Genomic DNA, 24,579 nt, shown 5'->3' with positions numbered 1-24,579 from the left:
CCATGAAACATTCTATTCTCTATATCAGTATCGTCCTTTTTTTCACGGCATGTAACACGGATTTTCTGGATACTGATCCTGCCACCGAATTTTCGGAAACCGCGGTGTGGTCTGACCCCGCCTTGGTCGAGACCTTTATCAATCAAATTTACTTTAGACTGGACGAACCGCTGACTGACGGCCGCATGAAAGCGAACTTGGTCGATGAAGGGCACTACCGGGGAAACGCGTCGTCGCTCAATTTTAATCGTAGCAGGATGACCCCGGACGATCTTCTGGGTTGGGGCGTATCGCGCTTTCGAAAATGGGAAGATCTTTACAAAAGTATCCGGTATTGTAATCTATTTTTCGCAAAAGCGGAGGAAGTTCCGTTTGGTACGCAACCGGTCGATGGAAAAACAGAAAAAGAACGAATGACCGGTGAAGTGCATTTTTTACGCGCTTTTCTCTATCAATCGTTAGTGAGCACGTACGGTGGTGTGCCTTTGATCAGTGAGGTTTATAATTTGGATGATGGCTTTCAAAAAGAACGCAGTTCTTTTGCCGAGTGCATACAGTTTATCGTGGCAGATTTGGACAAAGCCGCTGAACTACTGCCCGTTGCACACAGTGGTGCGAACATCGGGCGTGCGACGAAAGGTGCGGCACTCGCGTTAAAGTCTCGGGTGTTGCTTTATGCAGCAAGTGACCTATACAATACGCACCATTTCGACAGCTTTGAACAACCCGATCTGTTACAATATACGACCGGTACACGGGCAGAACGTTGGGTGGCCGCAAAGAATGCTGCTAAGGCCGTAATCGACTTGGGTATTTACCAGCTGTATCGCGCCACCCCTGCTCCAACCGATGACATCGCACAGAACTATGCGGATATCTTCCTCAACAAAACAACAGAAGAGGATATCTTCATCAAGTTTTTCACGACACCAATGGGGCAACGCTTTGGATTATACACCTCGCCAAACGGTTACCATGGATGGGGAACGAATGCTCCACTTGGTGATTTCGTCGACGATTTTGAAATGAGAGACGGTAGCAGATTTAATTGGTCAAATCCCGTCCACGCCGCGGCACCTTACCAAAACCGGGATCCTCGTTTCTATGGAACAGTACTTTTTAACGAGGCGTCATGGAGACAACGTCCGGATGACGCAAAAGGTATTGACCCGCACAATAAGATCCAAACCGGCCGATGGGAACGATGGAACGCGAGCAGTAATAGCATGACCGTTTCGTATGGGGTGGATACCCGCAAAAGTTCGATCGAAGATTGGAATGGTTCTTATACGGGTTATTATCTCCGGAAATACGTAGATCCGATGATAGACGCACAGTACATACGACAGGCCGTTACCTGGCGGTATATACGCTACGCTGAGATACTGCTAAATTATGCGGAAGCCTGCATAGCCCTCGGCGAAGACCAAGAAGCTAAATTATACATCAATCAAGTCCGAAAACGAGCAGGAATGCCTGCTGTTACTGAAACGGGAACTGCTCTTCGGGATAGGTACCGAAACGAACGTCGGATCGAACTGGGATTCGAAGAGCATCGGTTTTACGACGTGCGTCGATGGATGATCGCGCCACAGGTGTATAATCGAACGACAAAAGTAGCCGACATAGTTTATAAGATGAACCCTGACCACAGTACCAGCGTAACACCAACGGTAAAACACGTCGATTTTGAACAATATACCTGGGACGACAAAGCCTATTTTCTTCCTATATTACGCGATGAAATGAACAAGAACGAAAAACTGATTCAAAATCCAAACTACTAACATGAGACCATATACCGTATTTATCAGCTGCTTGTGCTACTTATGGATGCACGTGGCCACACTACATGGGCAAACCCAGATCGAAATAAACCATCATCCATATCTACAGGGTTTGACGGACAACAGTGTGTCTATTGTGTGGACAACGAACTCTCCATCCATAGGGTGGGTTGAATTAGCCCCAGATGATAAGAGCCATTTTTATCAACAGCAACGGCCAAAATACTTTGCCGCCAAAAATGGCTTTAAGACCGTAGGCAAGGTACACGAGGTAAAGCTCGTCGATTTACAGCCCAATACAACGTATCGGTACCGTGTCTACAGTCAAGAGGTTTTAAAACATGTGGGTACCGATGTGCGCTATGGGCAGACCGTAGCCACCGGTGTTTATCGGCAAGCTCCGCTACAGTTCACGACAAATGGCAGCACCTCGCAAGACCTCCACTTTGCTGTCGTTAATGATATACATGGCAAAAATGACCTACTGAAAGACCTTCTCGGGCAAGTCAATCTTAAAGCAACGGATTTTGTTGTTTTCAATGGAGATATGGTCGACAACCTACTAAGTGAAGAACAAATGTTCGGCGGCTTTATGGATACCGCAACAGCGCTCTTTGCGAGTGAGATCCCTATGTACTACGCACGCGGTAACCACGAAACACGAGGTCCCTTTGCCTTCGAATATGCGAAATACTTTCCGACAAGCACTGGACATCTGTATTACAGTTTTACAAAAGGCGATGCCTGTTTTGTCGTGCTGGACTGTGGAGAAGACAAGCCCGATACCGATATCGAGTACAGTGGGATTGTGGATATGGATGCCTATCGAACACAGCAAGCCAAATGGTTGAAAACCGTGGTATCTTCGCCCGCATACACCAACGCAAAATACAAGATCATCATCTGCCATATGCCTCCGTTCGGGGGTTGGCACGGAGAAGAAGACATTGCCAAGAAATTTGTGCCCATCTTAAACGAGTCGGGCGCACAAATCATGTTAAGCGGTCATTTGCACCGACATATCATTCAACAGCCGAACACCATCTGCAATTTCCCAGTTGTTGTCAACGCAAATACCCACGTGCTTAAGGTGGACATGAATCAACAGAAGGCCTCTTTTAAAATGTACGACCGATCGGGTAAGTTTGTTGAGCAAATAGATATCAACGCCCTGCATTAGCGAACAAAACGAGAGTATACTTTGCATATAGCCGGAGGACGCTCTCGTTTTATACCACAAAACTTGCTTATATTCGGTCTATGAAAAACAAGTCTTTCGGGTTTGGCATCATTGGCACAGGTGCCATCGCACATGTACATGCACAGGCGCTCTCAACAATTGCCGAAGCGCAGCTACTAGGCGTCTTTAACCGAACGGCGGAACGCGCTTCGGCCTTCGCAGCAAACCACGGCTGTTTAGCTTTTACTACGCTGGAGGATTTTCTAGCAGACAAAAATATAGATGTAGTCTGTATTTGTTCCGCCTCCGGCGCTCATCTCGATGCTGCGTTAGCGTGTATCGAAGCGGGAAAGCACTGTCTGATTGAAAAACCGTTGGAAATCACCACGGAACGGTGCATGCGTATCATCGATGCCGCCGAGAAAAAAGGGGTCAAGATTGGAACGGTATTTCATTCCCGTTTCTACCCGGCGAGCCAGCAACTGAAAAACGCACTCGACCGGGATCGTTTTGGCACGTTGGTGATCGGAAGTGCCTATGTAAAATGGAGCCGGGAGGAGGCATATTACGCATCGGCTGCTTGGCGGGGAACATGGGATCTCGACGGTGGAGGCGCGCTCATGAATCAGGGCATCCATGCGGTCGATATCTTACAATGGTATATGGGGCCGGTGTTGTCGGTGCAAGCAAAAATGGCCAACCGACGCCATACGACTATCGACGTCGAAGATACCGTTGTCGCGAACCTAACATTCGCCAACGGAGCCCTGGGAAGTATCGAATGTACAACAGCTGCACACCCCGGCACGTTAAAACGCATCGAAATCGTAGGTACGAAAGGCACGGCCGTCCTAGAGGAAGAACGGCTGACGACCTGGCAATTTAAGCATCCGGAGGAGGTGGACAACGCCACATTAAACACGATTACACCGCAAAGTAATGGCGGAGCCAGCGATCCCATGCAAATTGCCCATACGGGGCATATACTCCAGATAAAAGACTTTATAAACGCCATCATACATCATCGTCCGCCGCAAGTAGATGGTCGCGAGGGACTAAAGTCGGTCGCTATTATCCGTGCCATTTATGAAAGCGCACGAACGGATAAGACCGTATTCGTAAAGTAATTGAGACGCAGTCCCGGATTTTCTCCAAATTATAAGTAACTTTCGCAACGAATGGGATACCTCGCCGAAGTTTCTAAATAGGAAGCACATACAGGATATCGCTGTTATACATAAGTTTTTATATTGCTATGGCTCAACAAAAAGATCTCAAAATCGCCATTCTTATCGATGCCGATAATGTGTCCTCAAAAAAAATAGAGGAGATAATAAATGAAGTGAACCGCTACGGCATCCCAACGATAAAAAGAATATATGGCGATTGGACTCGTCCTTATGTCGAAAATTGGAAAGGCAGTTTGTTGACACATGCCATTACGCCAATACAACAATACAGTTACACTCAGGGGAAGAATTCTACCGATTCCGCGCTAATTATCGACGCGATGGATATTTTGCATTCGGATCGGGTGGACGGGTTTTGTATTGTTTCCAGCGATAGTGACTTTACACGGTTGGCGACACGATTGCGGGAATCCGGAAAACTAGTCATTGGAATTGGCGAGCGTAAAACGCCAAAGCCATTTATAGCCTCTTGCGACAAATTTATCTATGTGGAGATTTTGGAAAAAGTTGCGCCAGCGAAAAAAGCAGAAAAGAAAGTCGTGCCCACCAATACAACGCCGAAGGTTGCGCCCGTAGAAGAGGTCTCCATCAATCCGCTGGACGACGACACTTTGCTCCTGCTCAAAGATGCTGTCGACGATACTGCCGATGAAAGCGGCTGGGCATTTTTGGGAGAAATCGGCAGTTTGATCATCAAACGCAAACCGGATTTCGATGCACGTAATTACGGTTTTGAAAAAATTTCGCATCTCTTTAAAACGAGAAAAGAAGATTTTGAAATCGATGAACGCACGACGGAAAAATCAAAGATCAAACTCTATTATATCCGCAATATTATTAACAAAACGCCCTTACAAACACCGGCGCCTTCTGTTCCCAAGTCAGCCAAATCGGCTAAAGAAAAATTTGAAACGGCGGTTGTACCAACAGCTGGAAACAAAATTACAGCGGACGATGTTAAGAAAAACCAAATTCGCCTGACGAAAGATGTGAAAGCGCTCTTTCCAAATAAAACTAAAAAAATCAAGATCATTATCCGTAATGAATATGAATGCCGATTTACGTACCAACGGGATCGCTCCCATGTCCTCAACCTTGGAAAAGAAGCGGCTGCAGAATTAGAATTAGCTGAAGGCGTATCTGTGCGATTCACGAAGCTTCAGGATGCGGTGTATAAAATTGAAAAAGCATAATTTTTCATTCATCCGTCTTTTAGGTGGCTTACGAATATCCTGCAACCGGAACACGTACATTGGTGCCGGATGGTTATATCGACGAACGGCGATAACCGTAAATTACCACCTATCTTTTCCGCCTTTCACCGACTATTTCGCCGTATTCGCCGACAAAAAACGTAAATTGATCTAATTACCGTAAACGAAAAAGAAAAAACCATCTATTTTTACGACATCATCTGGAAAAACAACGTCATAAAATAGCCTAAGGCGTTTCCAAAAATATAAGACGGCTGTTTCTTCTCCGGTAGGACTGTGTCGAGTATGGCATATTTTGTCTGCGGCGAAGAACAAAAGCCGATAAAGATATACCCATTTAGTAGCTGGGTATTTATGTTTCAATGTGGAGTATCGCCCGATACTCAAGTTTAGTTAAGTCTAAAGCCCGCATACGCGGGCTTTTTCTTCTCTATTCCAATGTAATTTTAATTATCTTTATCTTGCTACACAATCCGAAATAAAAATGCGAGCACCCATCTAAGGTTAGGGCACGCCAAAAAAATGTAAAATATGAATGAAATAGGAATGAATCATTACATTGAAGCTGCTTTTGCACACTTTGACGAGTATAATAAGCAAGATCCCAATATCGTTCACTGGGAAGGAACGGATTATCCGCAAGAGTATTTTCTTGCTATTAAATTATTCGATTGGATTGTCAAGTTGTCTCCGAATGCCGGTGAAGCACTCCTTTTGGCCTCACGGGCTCAACATATTGGTCGGTGGGAAATTCCCCGTCACGCTTTCCCCTTAGACAAACCCGGCTATTTGCTCTGGCGCAAAACACTTGCTGCCCATCATGCTGAAAAAGCGAGGGGCATCTTAAGCAAACTCGGGTTTTCGGATACGGTGATTGACGAGGTGGAAGAAATTATCCTCAAAAAAAAATTAAAAGTAAACCCATCGGTCCAAACGATGGAAAATGCGCTTTGTCTCGTTTTTTTGGAATACCAATATGAAGATTTTTTCCCTAAGCACCGGGAGAAGATCGTGCACATCTTAAAAAAATCATTGCTAAAAATGGATGCACAGGGTCACCGGTTTGCCCTCACCCTCTCGTATTCGGATGAAGGCATAGGTTATATAGAAGAAGCATTAGCACAGCTGGGTACTAAAAACTAACGTGTGGCCTGCCTCTATGCGGCCTGCTTAGACCAATCAATCGTTTAAGCAGGCCGTACTCTATTCGCTGTTATTTCAGTGTTACATCCATATACACAGAATGGCGACCATAGGTCTCGTAAAACGGCTTAAACACAACGCCGTCAATGGTAAATTCTAGCTTGGACGGATCACCTTGAATCGTATGACCAATATCTGCGGCATCTAAGGTTATCTTCCGCCATTCCTTCCTTGGTTCGGGCTCTTGTGCAGCTAGCAAAACTGGCCCATAAAATAAACTTGCGATATTTGGTTGGTCCATAACTGGATCTAGACGGAATCCAAACGGCATCTTCAATTCAACCACATCGCCATTTTTCCACGTACGGCTAATTTTCAGGTATGTTCCGGGCTCCGCCTGAAGTTGCTGTGGCTTACCATTAATGGTGACAGAAAAGCCGTTTGTCGCCCATCCCGGTACCCGTACGTGCAGGTCAAATTTACCACTCCCTTTTACCGTCAGGCGTGTATGATCTGACTTTGGAAAATCGGTATCTTGGATAATCGTCAAAGCACGATCTTCCCATTGAAGCGTAGATGGAATGTACAGGTTCACATATAAAGCGCGGTTATCGTTGCTTTTAAAATAGATCGAATTTTGCAGTTTCGTACTGCTTTCAATTGCTGTACCATTGCAACATGTAAAACCTGTCATATGGGGATTACCAAATTGTTTCATGCTACCGGGACGTAGGGGCACGTGATAGGTATTGGCCGGGCTGTCCTTCGCCACAGAAGCCAGGATATGATTGTACAAACCCCGCTCGTAATAATCCATGAGCTCGGTACGCTGGTCAAACAGGAACAGGTTCGCCGTCAATTTCAATATGTTGTACGTCGCACAGGTTTCGTTCTGTCCGCCGGCAGAAAATCCGTTTTCATATAACGTGGCAGGCTGACTGATAAAACACTCGGCATTTGCCGGGTTTCGTGCTCCGGCCACACCGCCAATACTGTACATATAGTCATTGACCGCTTTATACCAAAAGTTATCAGCGATTTTATAGTAAGCCGGACGATCCGACACGCGATACATTTCTATGCTGCCTACAATTTGAGGGATGTGCTGGTTGGCGTGTAACCCGCGGAAGGTATCCACATTTTTCGCTAGCCCATGGGTATGCGCCGCATCCCCGTAAAACATATCAATATTGTCAAATAGTTGAGCAGTCTTTAGGTAATTCTCTTGTTTTGTGATTCGATACAGACGAGCCATGACCTCATTCATTCCCCCGAATTCGCCAGCAATATAGGTATTCCACATCTTAATAAGTGTCTCTGTCGGCACTTTGCTCAACCGTGTGTATACCCAATCGCCCATGCCCGTCGCTACAGCAAGCGCCTTTTTGTTTCCACTCACTTCATACACATCCAGCAATCCTGCCAAAATCTTATGCAACGTGTAATACGGGGCCCAAATTTGATTTTTCTGCCCACCGTATTTGGCGCCCCGCTCCAACATAATAAACTGATCAGGGGGGTATGCACTGATGAATCCCTCCCCCCAGTTCCAATAGTCGGTACGTATACCTTCATCGCTCAGATCGGAGTCGTAATCCGTCTTTCCCTCTCCCATAGGAACCGCTCGAGGATCGGAAACATGTGCCGCTCCCTCCGTCTGTGGTCTACCAGAGAGCCGCGATAGTGCGAACAACACCTCAACCATGTCGTCCATCTTTTTCGCAAAATTGTCCTGAAGGCTTTTATCATAACCGGTTCCTGCATAAGCCTGCGCAATGGCTGTTAGATAATGCCCTGTAGCATGCCCCCGTAACTTGGTATCTTGGCTGTCCCAAACACCTAATGGTTGGGCGCCAGATGGCTGTGGTTGACCGAAGGCATGACGGAACATATATAAAAACGAATTCGGATCGGTGGCCGCTAATGTCGTCATAAACTTATCCCGATTTTCTACGAATTTGGTTTGTTGCTGATGCGTGTCCATATGGAGGGCCACCTGATCCAGATCAAACGTGGAAAGCGTGAGACGGGGAGTTTCCTTTCCAGTTCCTTTTATGGTTACCATCGCCTTGGGCTGCAAATCGGTTCCGGGCACACGACCTGTGATGGTATACCTCCCCGCTTGGACGACCGTACTGTTATCCTCGGGCGACGGCCAAAGCACACGCACCTTTGGTCCAACCATTCCGTCTTTATAGATACCCTGCACGTAACTAGGCAACCGCGGCAGTTCTCCAATGGCCGTCTCGACGTGTACATCCGGTACTTGGAGCAGGTATGCATGGTAGAGCTGTGCTTTCGTCATCGGATAACTTGGCAAATCATCTTCTGCTTTTCCCATACTGGCGACATCTTCACGAACGCCGTGTAACGAATTTTTGTAGATGGTCGTGATCTGATTTGGAGTCAGCGGAACGCGGTAGATTCGAAAATCGTGTACCAATGCGTTCAAATTCGGTTGGTCGGGAAGAATCGACCTGCCGATATACATATTCGTTTTCTCTCCGCTTCGCATGCCAAATAACGAGAGTAATTCCTGAGGTATATCGGTCACCGTTACTCTTCTTTTGCCATTAACATATGTTGTCATGGCATTCGAGGGAACGTCTAATACAATGGATAGATGAACCCATTTTCCGGTATCTATCCCTTCTGAACGAGCCATCTGTGCGGGTTTACCACCCGATTTAACCGTGGCTTGAAAACCTGCACGATCTTTTGTCCCAAGCGGAAGCGCAAAAAGATGGTTTTCAGCATTTCTGCCGAAATCAAAAAAAACTCCCCCTGCCTCGTCCGAACGGAGGAATAACCAGCCCGATATGCTTATTGATTCCAGATCGGTTAATGTCTCATTGGGCAAGGATACAAAAGAGGATTCGTCGCCGGATAATGAAAGCACCTTACCAAACTGCTCGTCTTGAACAAACGTAGCGACACCATGTACCTTTCCATGTAGGTTGTTTCGGGACCAGTCCTTCACATCTCCATTGAAAATATATCGTGCAATCATACCTGTTTCTCCAATGCCGTCGAGTATCTGATCGCCGCTTTGTGCCCATACGTTTGTACGTATCTGTGTGAAGACAATTATTAATAGAATAAACCGTAAAAAATTAGTATGCATATGTCATGTTATTTTTTAATGAGGATGGGATCTACCTCTACGGAAAAGCACCTCTTCCAAAAGGCTATCCTGCACAAAACAGATGTTTCCAAATGATCCCATAAAATTAGGGAGAATTACCTCGTTCTGATACATCTATTTTAGCTAATGACAGCATGATATTAACTCATAACCTCTTGGGGGTGGACAACTGGCTTGCTACCATTCATTAACAAAAAACTTAACATGTATTTAATCCCCCTTTCTTTACCTTTGTGGTATGAGAAATAAAATCTATACCCGCCCGGTTGTCTTAAAAGATATTCCTGACGATTCTCATAATTTCAAGCCGCTTCCTGCACCGACGGGCCAATACCCCTATCGCTTAGCATTGGCATCCATCCGGGAGATCACTCCAGCGGAATCACTCCGGATGAGTTTCCATATGGTTGGCGACACGGGAAGCATCCGGCATTCGCAATTTCAAGCTGTGCTTGCCGCCGCAGTTTGTCAGCAAAGCGCAACCGAACCGGCGCTATCATTTTTATATCATTTAGGTGACATCGTCTACAACCATGGTGAGGCACATGCATATGCTCCGCAATTCTTAAAGCATTATGAAGATTATCCACATCCGATCTTCGCGATAGCAGGAAACCACGACGGCGATATCAATCCCAATTCTGAAACTCCGTACCAGAGTCTAGACGCATTTATGGATGTCTTTTGTGATACACATCGAAGGCCTATTGGATTTGGAAATGGAAGCCGTCGGTACAGTATGATCCAGCCCAACGTGTATTGGACATTAGAGACGCCTTTAGCTCGTTTTATTGGGCTGTATGCAAACGTTACAAAATACGGTATGGTCACGGATGAGCAGCGCAATTGGTTTGTTGAAGAGTTGCTTCACGCCGAGGCAAACCGTGCGGAACAAGCGGTTATCGTATGTATACATCATGCACCTTATTCGGCAGATACGAATCACGGGTCGAGTTTGGCGATGATTGCTTTTCTAGAAGATGCCTTTCAAAAAACGGGCGTGCGCCCGGACGCTGTATTTAGTGGCCATGTACATAACTATCAGCGTTTCGAAAAATCCGATGAAGACGGTCACCGTACACCATACATTGTAGCGGGTGCCGGGGGCTATGCGGATTTACATGCTATTGCAACACTAGGAGATCCGCGAGTGGACTGTCTTCCGGGCAGTGACAACATCGAACTTAAGGCTTTTTGCGACCGTCATTTTGGCTTTTTGCAACTAACCATCGAGCGCGTGCAGAGCCAATTACAGCTTTCAGGAACTTATTATTGTCTTCCTGAAGTCTTTACTACACCCGAATTGATGCAAGCGGAGGTTTACGATCGTTTTACCATCCCGATCCGAAGAACGGAACACAATACATCAACTCTAGGTTGATGTTTAGTGACCTGCGTGTATTACTCCCAGATCTCGTTACTTTCTCGTATATTTGTACTAATAATTTTAGTACAACATGAGACAATCCGGAATTGCCGATCTACCACTTCACTACGGAAAAGTACCCGCTTGGTTATATGAGCGTATGTCTGACCTAGGGCATGCTATTGTCGAAGCGATTCTCATGGATTATGGAAAAAGCGAGGTACTCCGCCGGCTGGCTGACCCTTTTTGGTTTCAAAGTTTTGGTGCTGTACTCGGCATGGATTGGCACTCTTCCGGCATTACCACCTCGGTCATGGGCGCACTGAAACGAGCAATAAATCCACATGCATCTTCCCTTGGCCTTTATATTTGTGGTGGCAAAGGGCGCTTTTCTAGAAATACACCGGCGGAGCTACTACATACGGCCGAAAAAACAGGCCTGGATGCTGCACCGCTAATCCGAGCTAGCAAATTGGTGGCTAAGGTAGATAATACGGCTATCCACGACGGATACCAGTTGTACCTGCATAACTTCATCCTTTCCGATAACGGCCAATGGGCCGTAGTGCAGCAAGGTATGCATAGTCACGATGGAACGGCGAGGCGCTATCATTGGCTTTCGGAAAACCTCTCTTCTTTTGTAGAGGAACCGCATACCGGAATTAATGGAAAACCGCAGGGCACTATCTTAAATCTGACCGCGTCCCAGGCCGCAGACAATCGAGCAGGAATCTTATCGATAACGCAAGAAAATCCTACGAGCATCGTACAGGCGTATGCCCGCCTCGTGATGCCCGCACACCACGATCTACGCTCCACGGATGTTGATCTGAAAAGACTTGGGGCCTTACTCTATGTGACTCGAGAAAACCCTGTCGAACAGTTTGAGGATCTTCTTTTACTAAAAGGCGTCGGTCCGCGCACCCTACAGTCCCTAGCCTTGGTGAGCGAGGTGATCCATGGCGCACCAGCGCGATTTCAGGATCCAGCTCGTTTCTCGTTCGCACACGGTGGAAAGGACGGGCATCCGTTTCCCGTGCCCCTAACCATCTATGATGAGAGCATTCAAGTGATAAAAAAAGGCATTGAGCGATCCAAATTGGGCAACCATGACAAGAAAAAAACCATTCAGAAACTACATCAAATCGTGCTGCATACCGAACCGCATTTTACGCCGAATTTTGATCTCGACCACGTGATTACGCAGGAAAGACAGGACGCTTGGAAATACGGTGGAAGGACAGTCATGGGAGACGCCAAACAACCTCCCTTTACGACCTCAACCAGTCAATTATCCTTATTTTAGCGCATTTTGAGCAGGAAAAATGCGATCTTGTATCCAATCATAACGCAACTATGAACGAAACAATTGAAATCATCCGCCTGACAGCGGAGGACAACCATCTCCAAAAGGAGCTGGCTACATTGACCCTTGACACGGTCTGCCATGGTGCATCCATTGGATTTATGGAAACCCTGACAAAAAAGGAAGCCTGCGCTTTTTGGGAGAATGTTTTTGAACGTGTAGCGCGTCAACAGCTGATCTTATTTGTTGCACGGCAGGTATCCACGGACAAAGTCGTCGGCACCATCCAGTTGTTGATCGATCTGCCAGCGAACCAAACACATCGGGCCGATGTAGCTAAACTGCAGGTACATAGCGGTTCCCGCCGTCAGGGAATCGGGCGTCTTCTACTACACGCAGTAGAAGCAGAAGCCATACGGCTAGGCCGCTTTCTCTTAGTTTTAGATACGGTGACGGAAAGCGCCGCTTATTATTTATACCAGCGGGAAGGTTGGTCCATTGTTGGTCATATTCCCGATTATGCGCTCTTTCCAAACGGCATGTACTGCAATACCACGTATTTCTTCAAAAAATTAAAGGAACTGCCCAAACGAAAGTAGTTGTTCTGCGTTTTCATACTATACCGGACGGCACGTTGTCGGACACGCCTCTTACGGACACTCGGGTTTAATCCATGAAAAGTGCTTTCTATACAGGAACCAGCGGCATCGTTTTGCCCTACAAAAATAAGTCCTTTTATCCAGCATCGTTACACGATAAAAGTCGGCTTGGCGTGTATAGTGTACTGTGCAATTCCTTAGAGGTAAATAGCTCATTTTACAAGATACCACAAGCCCGAACAGTAGCCCGATGGTGTACGGAAGTGGCCGGTGATTTCCGATTTACGTTCAAGCTGTGGAAAGGCATCACGCATCTCAAAAATCTGGATTTCAATCCGGCAGATGTACACCTGTTTATGCAGATTGTCCGCGAAGCAGCGGAGAAACGCGGCTGTCTATTGATCCAATTTCCACCTTCTATGAGCTTTTCTAGCTTCCATCAGCTAGAGAAGCTACTGAACACCCTCCGTCAGTCCGACCCGGAATACGTATGGCCACTTTGTGTGGAATTCCGGCATTCTTCCTGGCATCGTTGCGAAACAATACAATTGCTTCGCAATCATGGAGCCTTTATGGTGCTCCACGATAAGGGAGCTACGGGCATACGTCTGGAACAGGCTTGGGGAGATATTGTTTATTTAAGATTACACGGCCCAGATGGCGACTATCGAGGAAGCTACGACGAGGCGACCCTCGCTGAATATGCGTCTTATGTCAACGATTGGCTGAGTAATGGAAAAGAAGTGTACGTTTACTTTAACAACACCATAGGTGACGCCCTAAACAATCTATCCGTATTGAAAAGTTACATACTATCCTAACGGTTATTATTCGAACAATTGTAGAATTTCCGAAAGCGTTACCTTACCAAAATATCCAGTCAGATCGAGGCGGCTAACTGCATCGGTCAACTCCGCGATATCATGTTTTTTTCCAAGCAGTTGTTTCTCAAATTCCTCAATGGGTAGTGTTGCAAAAAAATCGCCATATACCTTTGCCCCTTGGATATATCCTTTATGTACATCAAGGTGTAGCTCAATAAATCCAGCCGGAATCTTAACCGCTTGACGAAAATTGTAATTGGGTGAAAATCCAAAATTCCAGTCCCATGTTGCATATTTTTCGGCGGCTAATTGTTGAATAGCTTGTTTATCAAGATCGTTCCACGTATATGTTTTGGCGTCGGGGTTCGTTCGAAACATCTCCTCCAGCAATTGCCGTTTAAACGCAAGTGGCGTCAGATCTTTGGGAAAGTAGTCAATCAGATTCGTGACCCGGGCACGGTTCGACTTGACCGCTTTATCAACAAATTTAAGCGGGTTGACCTGCAAGGCATCTGCTAGAACCCCCATCTGTGAATCAAGCAGTAGCGTTCCGTGTTGCACCATTTTACCATCCTTGACCAATTTGGCGTTGCCGCTGAACTTCTTACCATCAACCAATAAATCATTTCTTCCTTCCAATTTAGCAGGTATATTTAATCTGTTCAGCACACGGATGACGGGTTGTGTAAACGTCGAGAAATCCATAAAATCGTTCTCGGCAAGTAACGTATGGAACGAGAAATTCAAATTGCCAAAATCGTGATATACCGCGCCGCCTCCCGATAAGCGCCGAACCACCTTAATATTTTTTCGCCGAACAAAATCCAAATTGATCTCCGACAGGGTATTTTGAAATTTACCCACTATAATCGAAGGTGCGTTCACATATAATAAAAAGATATCCGTATCCGGATACGTACGCAACAAATACTCTTCCGACGCGATATTGAAATAAGGATCAGAGGAGGTCGAATCAATAATTAGCATGGCACACCGTTTTTACAAAAATAGGAACTTTTACAGACAAAGTCGATGGACGGCTTGCGACACCGTCCAACGTCGAACATCATCTCTAGAAAAAAAATAAAAAACACTTGGTGAATACTAATATTTTTAGTAATTTTAAACCATAATCAAAACCTGAACTCATATGGAGCAAGTAAGAACCTATGACAATTACAATTTGGAAGCAGGAGATATCGTTCGTTTCCATACGCCTTATCCTGACGAGAATCCGGATACTGTTTTCGTTGTATTAAAAACGTATTACGCACCTCAGATACCCCGTGCCGGTGTTGTTAAAATTACGGCATCTGCTGCCGAACCTATAGAAGATAAATTGTTCATTAAAGATTTAGAACGCGTACAGCAGGTAACACCGACCTTGCTACAAAACATAAGTAAGTGGATGGATAGGCATCTGACATGCGACTGATATCACTCATTTATTAAGACTGTGTTTGTTTAGTATATAGTGTTGTTCAAACCCCGTCGAAATCGACGGGGTTATTTTTTCGCATCCTGCTAGTCATATTTCGAAAAATCAACCGCGAAAATACATCGATTAACCTGACTTCCATTAGCTGCTCCACTGTTGGGTTCATACTCTGTCAGACTCCACAGGTAGTCGTATTGACTTTCATAATATAATGACTCTGCTCCGTAAGGCCATCTATAGCGCACTGTATTGCTGTCTCCGTCGGTATAGCGAGCCAAGCGGGCATTCGATCCGTACGAATTACTTGGCGAGCCCGTACACGAGAGCCACGTACGGTTCCCTTTCCGGAATACTCCTTGTATACCATGCGCGTGATCATCATCGAATAAACTATTTTTTGGAACAACGGTTTGGATACCCGTATTCAGCAATGTACCATTAGCATCTATTGGAAAACCAAAGATCTTCGGCACTATTGCGGCATCAGCACTTCCTGCATAATACTGACCAGTCCATAGCTGTGTGCCTTCTGCATTCACCTGTACCGTGGAAAATGGATTCGCCCCGTTTATTTTATAATATCCAATCTGCGGAAGGATATATCGGTAGTTGAACGCGTACGAATTACCCTGCGCATCTTTTCCGCATTTTGTACTGGTCGTTTCGCCCGTTTTCACTTCAATAATCTTATCCAAATCAAATACACGTAGCCCCAACGACGTGCTTGCGACGTATAATTTTCCATTGAAGTACGCAACACCGCCGGCATGTACCTTCAGCGGGGCATAGCTTCCATATTGGGTGTACCCGGAAACGGACGGGGGAATCGTGGGTTGCACCAATAAGATATGCCGATAGGTCAGGTAGGTACTGGAACTCGGACTGATATCAATCAACGTAATCCGCGCCCCCTTATATTCAGCCTCGTTTCGTGCGTACCAAGTAATCAACAGATAACGAACACCATTTCTAGAGAAACCGGTAATCCCTTGAGGACGCCAAATAGCGGTCGTTTCATCGTCGGTATTCCAGCGTATTCCGCGGACTCGATTTTCCTCAGGCACATTAAAACCATACACTTGCGTATATGAACTGCCGCCTATGGCTTGCCGGTTTTTATTCACCTGCGTTGGATTCAAGAAACTAAACCCAGTCTGCACATACGATGATGTGTTTACGTAGCTGTTAACGCTCACGGCGTCAGCTAACGCACTTGTTGCAAAAGCAGGTTCTTGAAGTTCTTGACTGGAATTGGATTCTGACAGATCGATTTTTTGACAAGACAGAAGACCCATGGTCATCGCTATGCCTACAAGTTGGTTAATTTTCATACAAAAGAGTTCGTTTTATACCATAAGAATTGATTAAAAAGAAAACAGGATATGACCTGTTTTGTTTCGTTCGCATCCATGATTAACAAAAACATAATAATAGCTGATTTTGCGAAAGATGGTTGTCCCGATCGCCCGATGTATGCATATTGGGTGGTGAAAATAGCCTTTCACGAGCTCGGTAAACGACTGTATGCGACAGATTCCTCAGCCAGCCTGACAGACCATCTGCCTATTTGACAAGCTAAAAAAACCTCGAAATCACGGCATGAACTTTCAGTTTTTCGATACTATCTAAATAACATATTGATTATCTGTACGCTATAGTTATTTTTTGGTCGGATGTGAGACGTTTCGCTGTGAAATATCGCCTGCGTGGAAGAACTGTTTTTGTTGTGAGGACTGCCAATTATCTTTCGGCATACAGATTGTAGATAAAGAATTATTCATAATTAGGTTTATAATTGGTTAGTAGTAAAACACCTGTTGCTCCCCGCTTCAGGTGTTTTCATGTCTATGGGTGCGACAGCTGTTGTCTACGACTAATAACAGCTGTTGAAAACAATTACAGCGATTAATTGCCGTCGGATGTTGCGTTAGCCTTTCCTGTTGTTTTGATCGTTAAAACGCCTCCTTCTTCTAGGGCACGGAATGGCAAAGACAACTTTTTTTGCGGCTGACCGTTCCACACGACCTGATCAATATAGATGTAACCGGCATCCGTATTAGAGGTTTCAATAATTAAAGGTCGCTTTCGAAGAGAATTCGGCACGTTGATGGTTACCCTGTCGAACAGCGGAGTGCCTACTTGAAAACTGGGGTCGGAAGCGGTCAACCCCTTTACATCAAACAAGCCTATGCCTGCCAACACGTACCAAGCCCCAAGCTGTCCTTGGTCTTCATCCTGTCCATATCCATAACCATGCGTACCGTCGGTTCCATAAAACTCATCACAAATAGCCCGCACCCACTTTTGGCTCAGATCCGGTCTGTTCGCGAAATGAAACAACCAGGCAATATGCAAGTTGGGTTGATTACCGTGGTTATATAGGCCTTCTATTCCGGCAAATGCATCGATATGTGTCCCGCCGCCAAAAACATGTTGCTGCGACATTCGGAATATGCTATCCAATCGCTGGACGAAACGCTCCGACCCCATGCGTTGCACCAGTGCTTCTGGTTGATGAGGAACATAGAAGGTATACTGCCATGCATTGCCTTCCTGGAAACCGCGCCAAGATTGAAAAGGATTGAACGACGACAAGAAGCGTCCCGAACTGTCCCTTGGCCGGATAAATTGTGTCTGTTCGTCGTACAACTGTTGCCAGCCATCCGCCAGTTTCGAGAATATCTGAAAATCGGCATTTTTCCCAAGGGTCTTCGCAAACTGTGCTGCTGCCGAGGCAGAAAACGCATACTCTAAGGTATGCGATGCACCGAACGGCGAGCCCTCCGTCAAAAGCTCCGGCTTTCCAGTTTGATCAGGGACGTAGGGAACATATCCTTTGTCTACAAAAACGCCAACATCCAATTTTCCAGCGCCGGGAATCCGATTTCGACTTTCCAATTCGTTTTTGCGTACCGCCGCGTAAGCATTCTCCTTCTGAAAACCGCGTATACCTACATTATACGCTGCAGCAATCGCAAGTCCTGTAAAATTTGTTCCTACGCCCGAAACAAATCTGCTGTTGGCAATTCCATCGCCCAACCAACCCGTATCTTTAAAAACGACCAGTTGACTCTGCACCCATTCTCGATAGTACTCCGGATAAGCGATCGCCCAAAGCTGAGTCAGGTTCCAAAAGGCTCCCCAAATGGCATCTGTATTGTAGTGATGATGTATCGGACGACCTCCCGTGTTCGGAATTTGTCCGATAGAACCATCGTTCTTTGGATAGGAGCCGTCCGCATTACTCGCCAGCCCTCTTCCCAAAAGGGCGTGGTATAATCCCGTGTAAAACTTCACGCGATCCGCCTGTTTCCCCCCCTCCACCTTAATTCGCGATAATAAGCTATTCCATCGATCCGCCGCTTGCTGCTTCGCCTCATCGAAACTTAAGGTGGCAGCCTCTGCTAATAAATTTTGACGAGCATGGTCCACTGAGGTGTACGATAACCCAGTTTTAATAGTGATCGCTTCATTGTCTTCTGTCTTAAACCGTAAGAACAATCCAGACCCCACGCCGGAGATCTGCGTACTTCCCGCATACTGCACCGTATCGTTAAAAACGCCAACCAGATTTGGCACTTTATCCAATCTCGCGAAAAAATACATACGAATATCCGCGTCGGGCTGATATTTCTGCACGTAAGCAGGACGCGTGATCACGTAGCCCGAGATCACATTGTCTTTAAATTGAACCTCTGCATACGATACAGGGCCACTCTCTCCCAGCGTATGTCCGATGTCAAAAATAATATTAGCCGAATCTGTTTTGGGGAAGGTGTAACGATGGAATCCCACACGTTCGGTGGCCGTCAGCTCAGCCCGTACGGCGTAGTCCTTAAGCAGGACAGAATAATACCCAGCTGTTGCAAATTCATCTTTTTTATCAAATCGGGAGCGATACCCTTTTTCCGGTTCCTCGAGCTTTCCTGGGCGGGTCTGGAGTATACCAACGGTTGGGGCAAACAAAACGCCTCCAATCTGAAATTCATGAAAATTGGCAAAACCCTCGATCGAGGTATGCCGGTCATCATAACCCACGGCTTCCCAACCGGACGCATTCCCATAGGAGCCGTTTGTACTCGGTGCTAGTTTCGCCATGCCAAAGGGCAACGCAGCCGGTGTATAAAAGAAATATCGGCTATGCGCAGATCCCAGATTCGGATCCACCCAACGGGTGTAATCCGTAGACTGCGCAAACGCACTAGATATACAAAACATGGTAAGCAAAACGAAATAGCAGCACCTCATAACATATTAGATTTATAAACGTCTTGCAAGTTTACAATGTATATACATAATTACCAAATATTTCTTCTCGATTACAGGAAGGTAATGAACAGGAAAGACAACAGTCTCTCTGTAACAGCCACTTCCAAATTACACCAAAAGTTTTAAAGATAGCAGTTTCACAAAAAAAATCGTAAACTTGTATGTACATACAAACAATACTATGATCAACAATTTGCGTCGCGGCCATTCTTTTTTTATTCGCATTGTGAGCGGTCTTTTCGTCTTCCTCTTGGTACTGACCGCTTGTTGCGATGCACAGTCGACCAAGAAAAAAGTGCTTGCGGACCGGATTTTAAAGGATACCAGCTTAACGCATGTAGACAAAATGGCCCGGATACTCATTAAAGAAGGCTTTCATGCCGGTAGTGGATATTCCCAAATTTGGGCCCGGGATCTAAATACATTTATAGAGACCGCGCTTGAGGAGCGCCCTGCTGCGGAAGTGCGAGGTGCAATCTTATTATTTTTTAAACTACAGCAAGACAATGGCGAGATGGTGGATGGCTATGTATTGAAGAAGGACTTTACTTGGCACGATGACACGCCTTACTATAGCGACGCTGCACCGAACCATGTTGGGTTCAAAAATACGGTCGAGACGGATCAAGAGACCTCACTGATACAGTTGCTCGGCAAGTACATCCAAATCAGCGGAGATACGTCAATTCTGACAGAATCCATTGCTGGTCAAACGGTCATGACGCGGATCGAGCGCATGTTGGATTATTTGCATAGGGAACGTCATCATGCAGATTACGAACTTTTATGGGGAGCTATGACGGCCGATTGGGGCGACGTACAGCCTCATGACGATTTCGGCTGCGACTGGAATACATTGTCACATCAAGCAATCGATGTATACGATAATGCTATGCTGGTCATCGCTTTAGAACATCTCATCGCTTTTGCTCCACGCCATCCGGGGAAAGACGCATGGCAACGATGGAAACAAAAAACAGCCGCACATATCCGCCAGCACCTTTGGGATGCAAATCGGCTGAAATTTATTCCCCATATCTATCCCAATGGGTCGCCGCTTCCAAAAAAATTCGACGAAAATACGATACATTATCATGGTGGAACGGCTGTGGCGATTGAAGCGGGCATCCTTACCCCACAAGAAATCACTCACGTATATCAACAGATGGTGGAAAATGTCCAAAAATCTGGCATGCCCAGCATCGGGTTGACGCTTTACCCGACTTATCCCGGCGGATTCTTCCATGGAACTATGGCGGAACCGTACATCTACCAAAACGGTGGAGATTGGACATGGTTCGGTGGACGGATGATTCAGCAGCTTATCGTGAATGGCTTTGTCGAAGACGCGTATACCGCGGTTCGCCCTATGCTGGATCGAGTCATCAAGAACCAAGGCTTTTACGAATGGTATGACAAGAATAACAAACCCAGCGGATCCGGTAACTTCAAGGGGTCAGCCGGCGTACTTGCTAAATCGATCACACTGTTTACGAATTGGGCAAAAGAGGTACAGGACACACAATAAGCTCGATAATGTTCGCGGTACATCGTCCGATCAATAGTCGCGACGGCTTTCCACACTATAAGTAAAGCTCTCTGCACGGTAAAACCCCAAGTTGTATTCAATTGGCCGTCCCGATCGATCAAATACGAAACGTTTTCTCGATAAAATAGGGTCGCCGGGCGTGATTTCCAACTTATCAGCTATAAATTTATTGGCCGCCTTCGCATCTATTTCTTCTTGCGACAGATCGGCTACCACATGATAATCTTGTTCTAAGATCTCATACAGAGGGCGTTTGAAGTCTTCCTCTCCCGTGAGCCCGACGCGGGGATGAAAATAGGAAATAAAATAGACAAAAGGATCATCAGGTTTCCCACGCAATCGTTCAATCTTCAGAACCTTCTGCCCGTCTTTGATGCCAAAAAAGTTGGCTATCGGAGCTTCTGGAACTACCCAACTGACGTGTAGTTCGAAATTCTTAACTTCCATACCCCGATTTTTCATTTCTTGCGAAAAGCTTAACCAATTTTTTGATTTAGAGCTAAACTTTGCCGTGACCACCTTGGTTCCGATTCCCTTTTTACGCACTAGTAATTCTTCGAATACCAACTTATTGATAGCCAGCCTCAATGTGGTCCTGGAAATCGCCAGCCGTTTCGCGAGTTCTACTTCGTTCGGCAACAGCTTTCCATTGATATATGCGGGATCCTTTATCATTTCTCGTAACAACATTTCCGCTTGCACGTGTAAAGGGATCGGACTTTTATGATCGATTTGAAGATTCATTTTATTTATTTTCTTGACTAAAATACTAAGTTTTTGGATAATTAGAAAAAACCGGCTATGTTTGTATATATGTACATACATAAAAGCTACCCGTTCTATAAACTTTATGAATTCACTTTTTAAACTCATTATCACCACGGTTTCCTTGGGTGGTTTTCTTTTCGGTTTTGACATGGCTGTCATTTCCGGTGCTATTCCGTTGATAAAGCATTCGTTCGCGTTAAGCCCTACTCAAGAAGGTGTATTTGTATCCTCAGCGTTGGTCGGTTGCATTGTCGGTGTGTTGTTTGCCGGGTCTGCAAGCGATCGCTTTGGTCGCAGACCGACACTGATCGTTGCTGCTATCTTGTTTCTTATATCTGCTATCGGATGTGCATATAGTTTTTCCTTTCCTCTTCTTTTAAGTAGCCGATGGATAGGTGGGATTGGTGTAGGTATCGCCTCGATCGTTGTCCCCCTCTATATTGCAGAAATATCCCCAAGCAGGTATCGCGGCCGAACCGTAACCATTTATCAGCTAGCAATCACCATCGGTATCCTTGCTGCCTATTTGAGCAATGCATCCATCTTAACATTCAACTTGCCGTTCCTTTCCGACTATTGGAGAATGATGTTTTTGATCGGGAGTCTTCCCGCAATCCTTCTCTGCTTAGGGTTATTTTTCGTTCCCGAAAGTCCGCGTTGGTACATCAGTAGGGGGCGTATGTCCGACGCTCAAGCTGTTTACCATAACTTACAAATAGAATCGCCTGTATTAGCGCCTGAAATAAACGTAGAAAACAATGCTTCCCTATTCGCACCAAGGTACCGTAAGGCCTTTTTGATCGGATTGCTGCTTCCCTTATTTTCACAATTGAGCGGAATCAATGCCATCGTTTATTTTGGCCCCAGCATACTCTTGGAATCAGGCCTTTCGATGGATAGTTCGTTACAGGCGCAGGTATTTTTCGGTGTCGCCAATGTACTATTCACCTGCTTTGCGATATGGAAAGTAGATACGTGGGGGCGACGCCCCCTTTACATTGTAGGTACCGTCGGCGCGACAGTGAGTTTACTGGCTACAGGCTGGTTTCTAGAGCTGAACCCGCAAGCATATAGCCTATTGCTGATGTGCTCGATCCTCGCGTTCCTATTCTGTTTTGCTTGTTCGATCGGTCCGTTAAAATTTGTCGTAGCATCTGAAATTTTCCCCAGTGCTATACGCGCGCGCGCAATGATGATCAGCATATTAGTCATGTGGATCGCAGACACCCTCGTCGGGCAACTAACGCCAATTTTACTCGATCAATGGGGAGCCTCCTGGACATTCCGATTTTTTGCAGGCTGCTGCGCAGTGGCTTTCATTACGGTGTACTTCCTTCTACCCGAAACCAAAGGTAAGCAACTCGAGGAAATGGAAAAATACTGGAGAGATGATTTTGAACAGCGGAACAATCCTCGCCCTTCTTAACACGCTATGTTAGATAGCAAGAAACACACTTACATACAACTAATTTTATGATGAGAAAAAGACACTATGCAATTGTCTGCGGCATAGCGGGCTTGTTAACCCTCGCCCAAGCACAACCGCAAATTGACCCGGAGCTTCGTGTAAAAATCCGCACAAACGACAAGTTTGCGCAGGTGATGCAGATGGCGGAGACGCTTGTCCGGACAGGATTCACGGCCGGAGATGGTTATGGCGAGGTCTGGATCCGGGATCTAAATTCCTTTATTGAGCTTTCTACACAGGTCAATGGACACGAAAAAATTCGAGAAACACTGCTGTTATTTTTCAAGTTTCAGGAGGCGAACGGCGACATTCCCGATGGATACATCCCCGCCTCTCAGGCAGGAGCCGGCTATGCCTATCGAAGTTCCGCGCTAGCTCCAGGTTATGTGGCGCACAAAAATACGGTGGAAACGGATCAAGAAACATCTCTGGTACAGGCTGTCAGCAAGTATATCCTAGCCACGGGCGATCGCACATTCCTTCAGCAGGATGTTGGGGGTAAAACGATCGATGAACGCATGCACGACGCACTTCAATATCTTCTTGACTTTCGCTTTAACAACGAGTATGGTTTACTTTGGGGCGCTACAACGGTGGATTGGGGCGATGTACAACCGGAGCACGCTTGGGGTGTAGAACTCGACAGTTCGTCACACCCGGCCATTGACATTTATGATAATGCCATGTTTGTTATCGCCATTAATAATTACCTTGAACTTACGAAAAACACCAAACGAGTTGCGTATTGGACAACAATAAAAAAACAGATTACAGCCAATACCAGAAAACACCTCTGGGATGCCCACAGAAAGAAATACAAGCCGCATATTTATTTGGATAAGGGATCTCCTTTCCCGAATACGTTTGACGAAGACGAGATTTATTACCACGGCGGCACATTTACGGCTATAGAAGCGGGATTCCTAACACGGGATGAAATCAGGCAGGCTTACCGTGATATGCAGGAAAATGTTCGAAAGGCAGGAGCACCATCTATTGGATTAACCGTCTACCCCCCCTATCCAAATGGTACATTTCAAAACAAAGGCCTCAGCGAATATAGCTATCAAAATGGTGGGGATTGGACGTGGTTTGGTGCGAGGATGGTACAGCAACTTATTCAGCATGGCATGTATGCAGAAGCTTACGAATCCATCCAACCGATGGTTGACCTTGTCGTCCGGCACCAAGGTTTTTACGAATGGTGGACTATTGACGGTCAGCCAGCCGGCTCCAGTAGTTTCCGTGGTGCAGCAGGCGTACTTTGGAAAAGCATACGTATGTTTCAGGACACATTAACCGCAACGCCATAAGAGCTAACAAAGGGAGCAAG

The 24,579-nt window shown here is 45.9% G+C and carries 19 protein-coding genes; 14 read left to right on the top strand and 5 right to left on the bottom strand.

The window, feature by feature from the left end:
• Nucleotides 1-2: 2 nt before the first annotated feature.
• The 5 genes from ACFSR5_RS01870 (at nucleotide 3) to ACFSR5_RS01850 (ending at nucleotide 6,514) form a co-directional block, all read left to right on the top strand.
• Nucleotides 3-1,787, top strand: coding sequence for a RagB/SusD family nutrient uptake outer membrane protein (locus ACFSR5_RS01870; RefSeq protein ID WP_380900123.1), 1,785 nt, complete (start codon nucleotides 3-5; stop codon nucleotides 1,785-1,787).
• 1 nt (nucleotide 1,788) lies between these two features.
• Nucleotides 1,789-2,967, top strand: a complete 1,179-nt coding sequence (locus tag ACFSR5_RS01865) for a metallophosphoesterase (RefSeq protein WP_380900121.1) — start codon at nucleotides 1,789-1,791, stop codon at nucleotides 2,965-2,967.
• 80 nt (nucleotides 2,968-3,047) lie between these two features.
• The gene (locus ACFSR5_RS01860; RefSeq protein WP_380900119.1) at nucleotides 3,048-4,094 is read left to right on the top strand and encodes a Gfo/Idh/MocA family protein; all 1,047 of its coding nucleotides are present in this window, start codon (nucleotides 3,048-3,050) and stop codon (nucleotides 4,092-4,094) included.
• Nucleotides 4,095-4,222: 128 nt separating this feature from the next.
• Entirely contained in the window at nucleotides 4,223-5,350 is a 1,128-nt protein-coding gene (locus tag ACFSR5_RS01855) for an NYN domain-containing protein (RefSeq protein ID WP_380900117.1), read from the top strand.
• A 552-nt stretch (nucleotides 5,351-5,902) separates the two neighbouring features.
• Nucleotides 5,903-6,514 (top strand): DUF4202 domain-containing protein, encoded by a 612-nt coding sequence (locus tag ACFSR5_RS01850; RefSeq protein ID WP_380900115.1) that lies wholly within the window; start codon nucleotides 5,903-5,905, stop codon nucleotides 6,512-6,514.
• Nucleotides 6,515-6,584: 70 nt separating this feature from the next.
• Here the strand turns inward: ACFSR5_RS01850 and ACFSR5_RS01845 are convergent, their stop codons facing one another.
• Nucleotides 6,585-9,638 carry a beta-L-arabinofuranosidase domain-containing protein gene (locus ACFSR5_RS01845; RefSeq protein WP_380900113.1) on the bottom strand — a complete coding sequence of 1,018 codons (3,054 nt, stop codon included), beginning with the start codon at nucleotides 9,636-9,638 and terminating at the stop codon, nucleotides 6,585-6,587.
• A gap of 259 nt (nucleotides 9,639-9,897) precedes the next feature.
• Here ACFSR5_RS01845 and ACFSR5_RS01840 point away from each other — a divergent pair, with 259 nt between their 5' ends.
• The 4 genes from ACFSR5_RS01840 to ACFSR5_RS01825 all read left to right on the top strand — a co-directional run bounded on the left by ACFSR5_RS01840 (nucleotide 9,898) and on the right by ACFSR5_RS01825 (nucleotide 13,751).
• Nucleotides 9,898-11,040: a metallophosphoesterase family protein gene (locus tag ACFSR5_RS01840; protein WP_380900111.1), complete on the top strand. Its 1,143-nt coding sequence runs from the start codon at nucleotides 9,898-9,900 to the stop codon at nucleotides 11,038-11,040.
• Nucleotides 11,041-11,116: 76 nt separating this feature from the next.
• Entirely contained in the window at nucleotides 11,117-12,331 is a 1,215-nt protein-coding gene (locus tag ACFSR5_RS01835; RefSeq protein ID WP_380900109.1) for a DUF763 domain-containing protein, read from the top strand.
• 50 nt (nucleotides 12,332-12,381) lie between these two features.
• Nucleotides 12,382-12,930: a GNAT family N-acetyltransferase gene (locus tag ACFSR5_RS01830; protein WP_380900107.1), complete on the top strand. Its 549-nt coding sequence runs from the start codon at nucleotides 12,382-12,384 to the stop codon at nucleotides 12,928-12,930.
• A 74-nt stretch (nucleotides 12,931-13,004) separates the two neighbouring features.
• Entirely contained in the window at nucleotides 13,005-13,751 is a 747-nt protein-coding gene (locus ACFSR5_RS01825) for a DUF72 domain-containing protein (protein WP_380900105.1), read from the top strand.
• A gap of 6 nt (nucleotides 13,752-13,757) precedes the next feature.
• Here ACFSR5_RS01825 and ACFSR5_RS01820 read toward each other — a convergent pair whose 3' ends face one another.
• On the bottom strand, nucleotides 13,758-14,741 hold the full coding sequence (locus ACFSR5_RS01820; protein ID WP_380900103.1) for a lipoate--protein ligase: 984 nt from the start codon (nucleotides 14,739-14,741) through the stop codon (nucleotides 13,758-13,760).
• Between the two features lie 163 nt (nucleotides 14,742-14,904).
• Here ACFSR5_RS01820 and ACFSR5_RS01815 point away from each other — a divergent pair, with 163 nt between their 5' ends.
• The gene (locus ACFSR5_RS01815) at nucleotides 14,905-15,189 is read left to right on the top strand and encodes a hypothetical protein (RefSeq protein ID WP_380900102.1); all 285 of its coding nucleotides are present in this window, start codon (nucleotides 14,905-14,907) and stop codon (nucleotides 15,187-15,189) included.
• Nucleotides 15,190-15,278: 89 nt separating this feature from the next.
• Here the strand turns inward: ACFSR5_RS01815 and ACFSR5_RS01810 are convergent, their stop codons facing one another.
• Nucleotides 15,279-16,523, bottom strand: coding sequence for a hypothetical protein (locus ACFSR5_RS01810; protein WP_380900100.1), 1,245 nt, complete (start codon nucleotides 16,521-16,523; stop codon nucleotides 15,279-15,281).
• Nucleotides 16,524-16,574: 51 nt separating this feature from the next.
• On the opposite strand from ACFSR5_RS01810, the gene ACFSR5_RS01805 reads away from it, so the two are divergent.
• Nucleotides 16,575-16,763, top strand: a complete 189-nt coding sequence (locus ACFSR5_RS01805; RefSeq protein WP_380900098.1) for a hypothetical protein — start codon at nucleotides 16,575-16,577, stop codon at nucleotides 16,761-16,763.
• 334 nt (nucleotides 16,764-17,097) lie between these two features.
• Here the strand turns inward: ACFSR5_RS01805 and ACFSR5_RS01800 are convergent, their stop codons facing one another.
• Nucleotides 17,098-19,440: a GH92 family glycosyl hydrolase gene (locus ACFSR5_RS01800; RefSeq protein WP_380900096.1), complete on the bottom strand. Its 2,343-nt coding sequence runs from the start codon at nucleotides 19,438-19,440 to the stop codon at nucleotides 17,098-17,100.
• A gap of 202 nt (nucleotides 19,441-19,642) precedes the next feature.
• Between ACFSR5_RS01800 and ACFSR5_RS01795 the strand changes: the two genes are divergently transcribed.
• On the top strand, nucleotides 19,643-20,989 hold the full coding sequence (locus ACFSR5_RS01795) for a hypothetical protein (RefSeq protein WP_380900094.1): 1,347 nt from the start codon (nucleotides 19,643-19,645) through the stop codon (nucleotides 20,987-20,989).
• 30 nt (nucleotides 20,990-21,019) lie between these two features.
• Here ACFSR5_RS01795 and ACFSR5_RS01790 read toward each other — a convergent pair whose 3' ends face one another.
• Nucleotides 21,020-21,754 (bottom strand): GntR family transcriptional regulator, encoded by a 735-nt coding sequence (locus tag ACFSR5_RS01790; RefSeq protein ID WP_380900092.1) that lies wholly within the window; start codon nucleotides 21,752-21,754, stop codon nucleotides 21,020-21,022.
• Nucleotides 21,755-21,860: 106 nt separating this feature from the next.
• Here ACFSR5_RS01790 and ACFSR5_RS01785 point away from each other — a divergent pair, with 106 nt between their 5' ends.
• Nucleotides 21,861-23,204: a sugar porter family MFS transporter gene (locus ACFSR5_RS01785; protein WP_380900090.1), complete on the top strand. Its 1,344-nt coding sequence runs from the start codon at nucleotides 21,861-21,863 to the stop codon at nucleotides 23,202-23,204.
• Nucleotides 23,205-23,251: 47 nt separating this feature from the next.
• Nucleotides 23,252-24,559: a hypothetical protein gene (locus ACFSR5_RS01780; protein ID WP_380900088.1), complete on the top strand. Its 1,308-nt coding sequence runs from the start codon at nucleotides 23,252-23,254 to the stop codon at nucleotides 24,557-24,559.
• Nucleotides 24,560-24,579: the final 20 nt, after the last annotated feature.

Origin of the sequence: Sphingobacterium suaedae (assembly GCF_042684625.1) — a bacterium.
GTDB classification, from domain to species: Bacteria; Bacteroidota; Bacteroidia; order Sphingobacteriales; family Sphingobacteriaceae; genus Sphingobacterium; species Sphingobacterium suaedae.
Note: the sequence above shows the minus strand (reverse complement) of the source record. Positions and strands in the feature narration are given on the sequence as shown.

What these genes read in the sequence shown, in the direction of transcription:
- ACFSR5_RS01870 (WP_380900123.1), top strand. Translation starts at nt 3, where the DNA reads ATGAAACATTCTATTCTCTATATCAGTATCGTCCTTTTTTTCACGGCA.
- ACFSR5_RS01865 (WP_380900121.1), top strand. Translation starts at nt 1,789, where the DNA reads ATGAGACCATATACCGTATTTATCAGCTGCTTGTGCTACTTATGGATG.
- ACFSR5_RS01860 (WP_380900119.1), top strand. Translation starts at nt 3,048, where the DNA reads ATGAAAAACAAGTCTTTCGGGTTTGGCATCATTGGCACAGGTGCCATC.
- ACFSR5_RS01855 (WP_380900117.1), top strand. Translation starts at nt 4,223, where the DNA reads ATGGCTCAACAAAAAGATCTCAAAATCGCCATTCTTATCGATGCCGAT.
- ACFSR5_RS01850 (WP_380900115.1), top strand. Translation starts at nt 5,903, where the DNA reads ATGAATGAAATAGGAATGAATCATTACATTGAAGCTGCTTTTGCACAC.
- ACFSR5_RS01845 (WP_380900113.1), bottom strand. Translation starts at nt 9,638, where the DNA reads ATGCATACTAATTTTTTACGGTTTATTCTATTAATAATTGTCTTCACA.
- ACFSR5_RS01840 (WP_380900111.1), top strand. Translation starts at nt 9,898, where the DNA reads ATGAGAAATAAAATCTATACCCGCCCGGTTGTCTTAAAAGATATTCCT.
- ACFSR5_RS01835 (WP_380900109.1), top strand. Translation starts at nt 11,117, where the DNA reads ATGAGACAATCCGGAATTGCCGATCTACCACTTCACTACGGAAAAGTA.
- ACFSR5_RS01830 (WP_380900107.1), top strand. Translation starts at nt 12,382, where the DNA reads ATGAACGAAACAATTGAAATCATCCGCCTGACAGCGGAGGACAACCAT.
- ACFSR5_RS01825 (WP_380900105.1), top strand. Translation starts at nt 13,005, where the DNA reads ATGAAAAGTGCTTTCTATACAGGAACCAGCGGCATCGTTTTGCCCTAC.
- ACFSR5_RS01820 (WP_380900103.1), bottom strand. Translation starts at nt 14,741, where the DNA reads ATGCTAATTATTGATTCGACCTCCTCTGATCCTTATTTCAATATCGCG.
- ACFSR5_RS01815 (WP_380900102.1), top strand. Translation starts at nt 14,905, where the DNA reads ATGGAGCAAGTAAGAACCTATGACAATTACAATTTGGAAGCAGGAGAT.
- ACFSR5_RS01810 (WP_380900100.1), bottom strand. Translation starts at nt 16,523, where the DNA reads ATGAAAATTAACCAACTTGTAGGCATAGCGATGACCATGGGTCTTCTG.
- ACFSR5_RS01805 (WP_380900098.1), top strand. Translation starts at nt 16,575, where the DNA reads ATGACCTGTTTTGTTTCGTTCGCATCCATGATTAACAAAAACATAATA.
- ACFSR5_RS01800 (WP_380900096.1), bottom strand. Translation starts at nt 19,440, where the DNA reads ATGAGGTGCTGCTATTTCGTTTTGCTTACCATGTTTTGTATATCTAGT.
- ACFSR5_RS01795 (WP_380900094.1), top strand. Translation starts at nt 19,643, where the DNA reads ATGATCAACAATTTGCGTCGCGGCCATTCTTTTTTTATTCGCATTGTG.
- ACFSR5_RS01790 (WP_380900092.1), bottom strand. Translation starts at nt 21,754, where the DNA reads ATGAATCTTCAAATCGATCATAAAAGTCCGATCCCTTTACACGTGCAA.
- ACFSR5_RS01785 (WP_380900090.1), top strand. Translation starts at nt 21,861, where the DNA reads ATGAATTCACTTTTTAAACTCATTATCACCACGGTTTCCTTGGGTGGT.
- ACFSR5_RS01780 (WP_380900088.1), top strand. Translation starts at nt 23,252, where the DNA reads ATGATGAGAAAAAGACACTATGCAATTGTCTGCGGCATAGCGGGCTTG.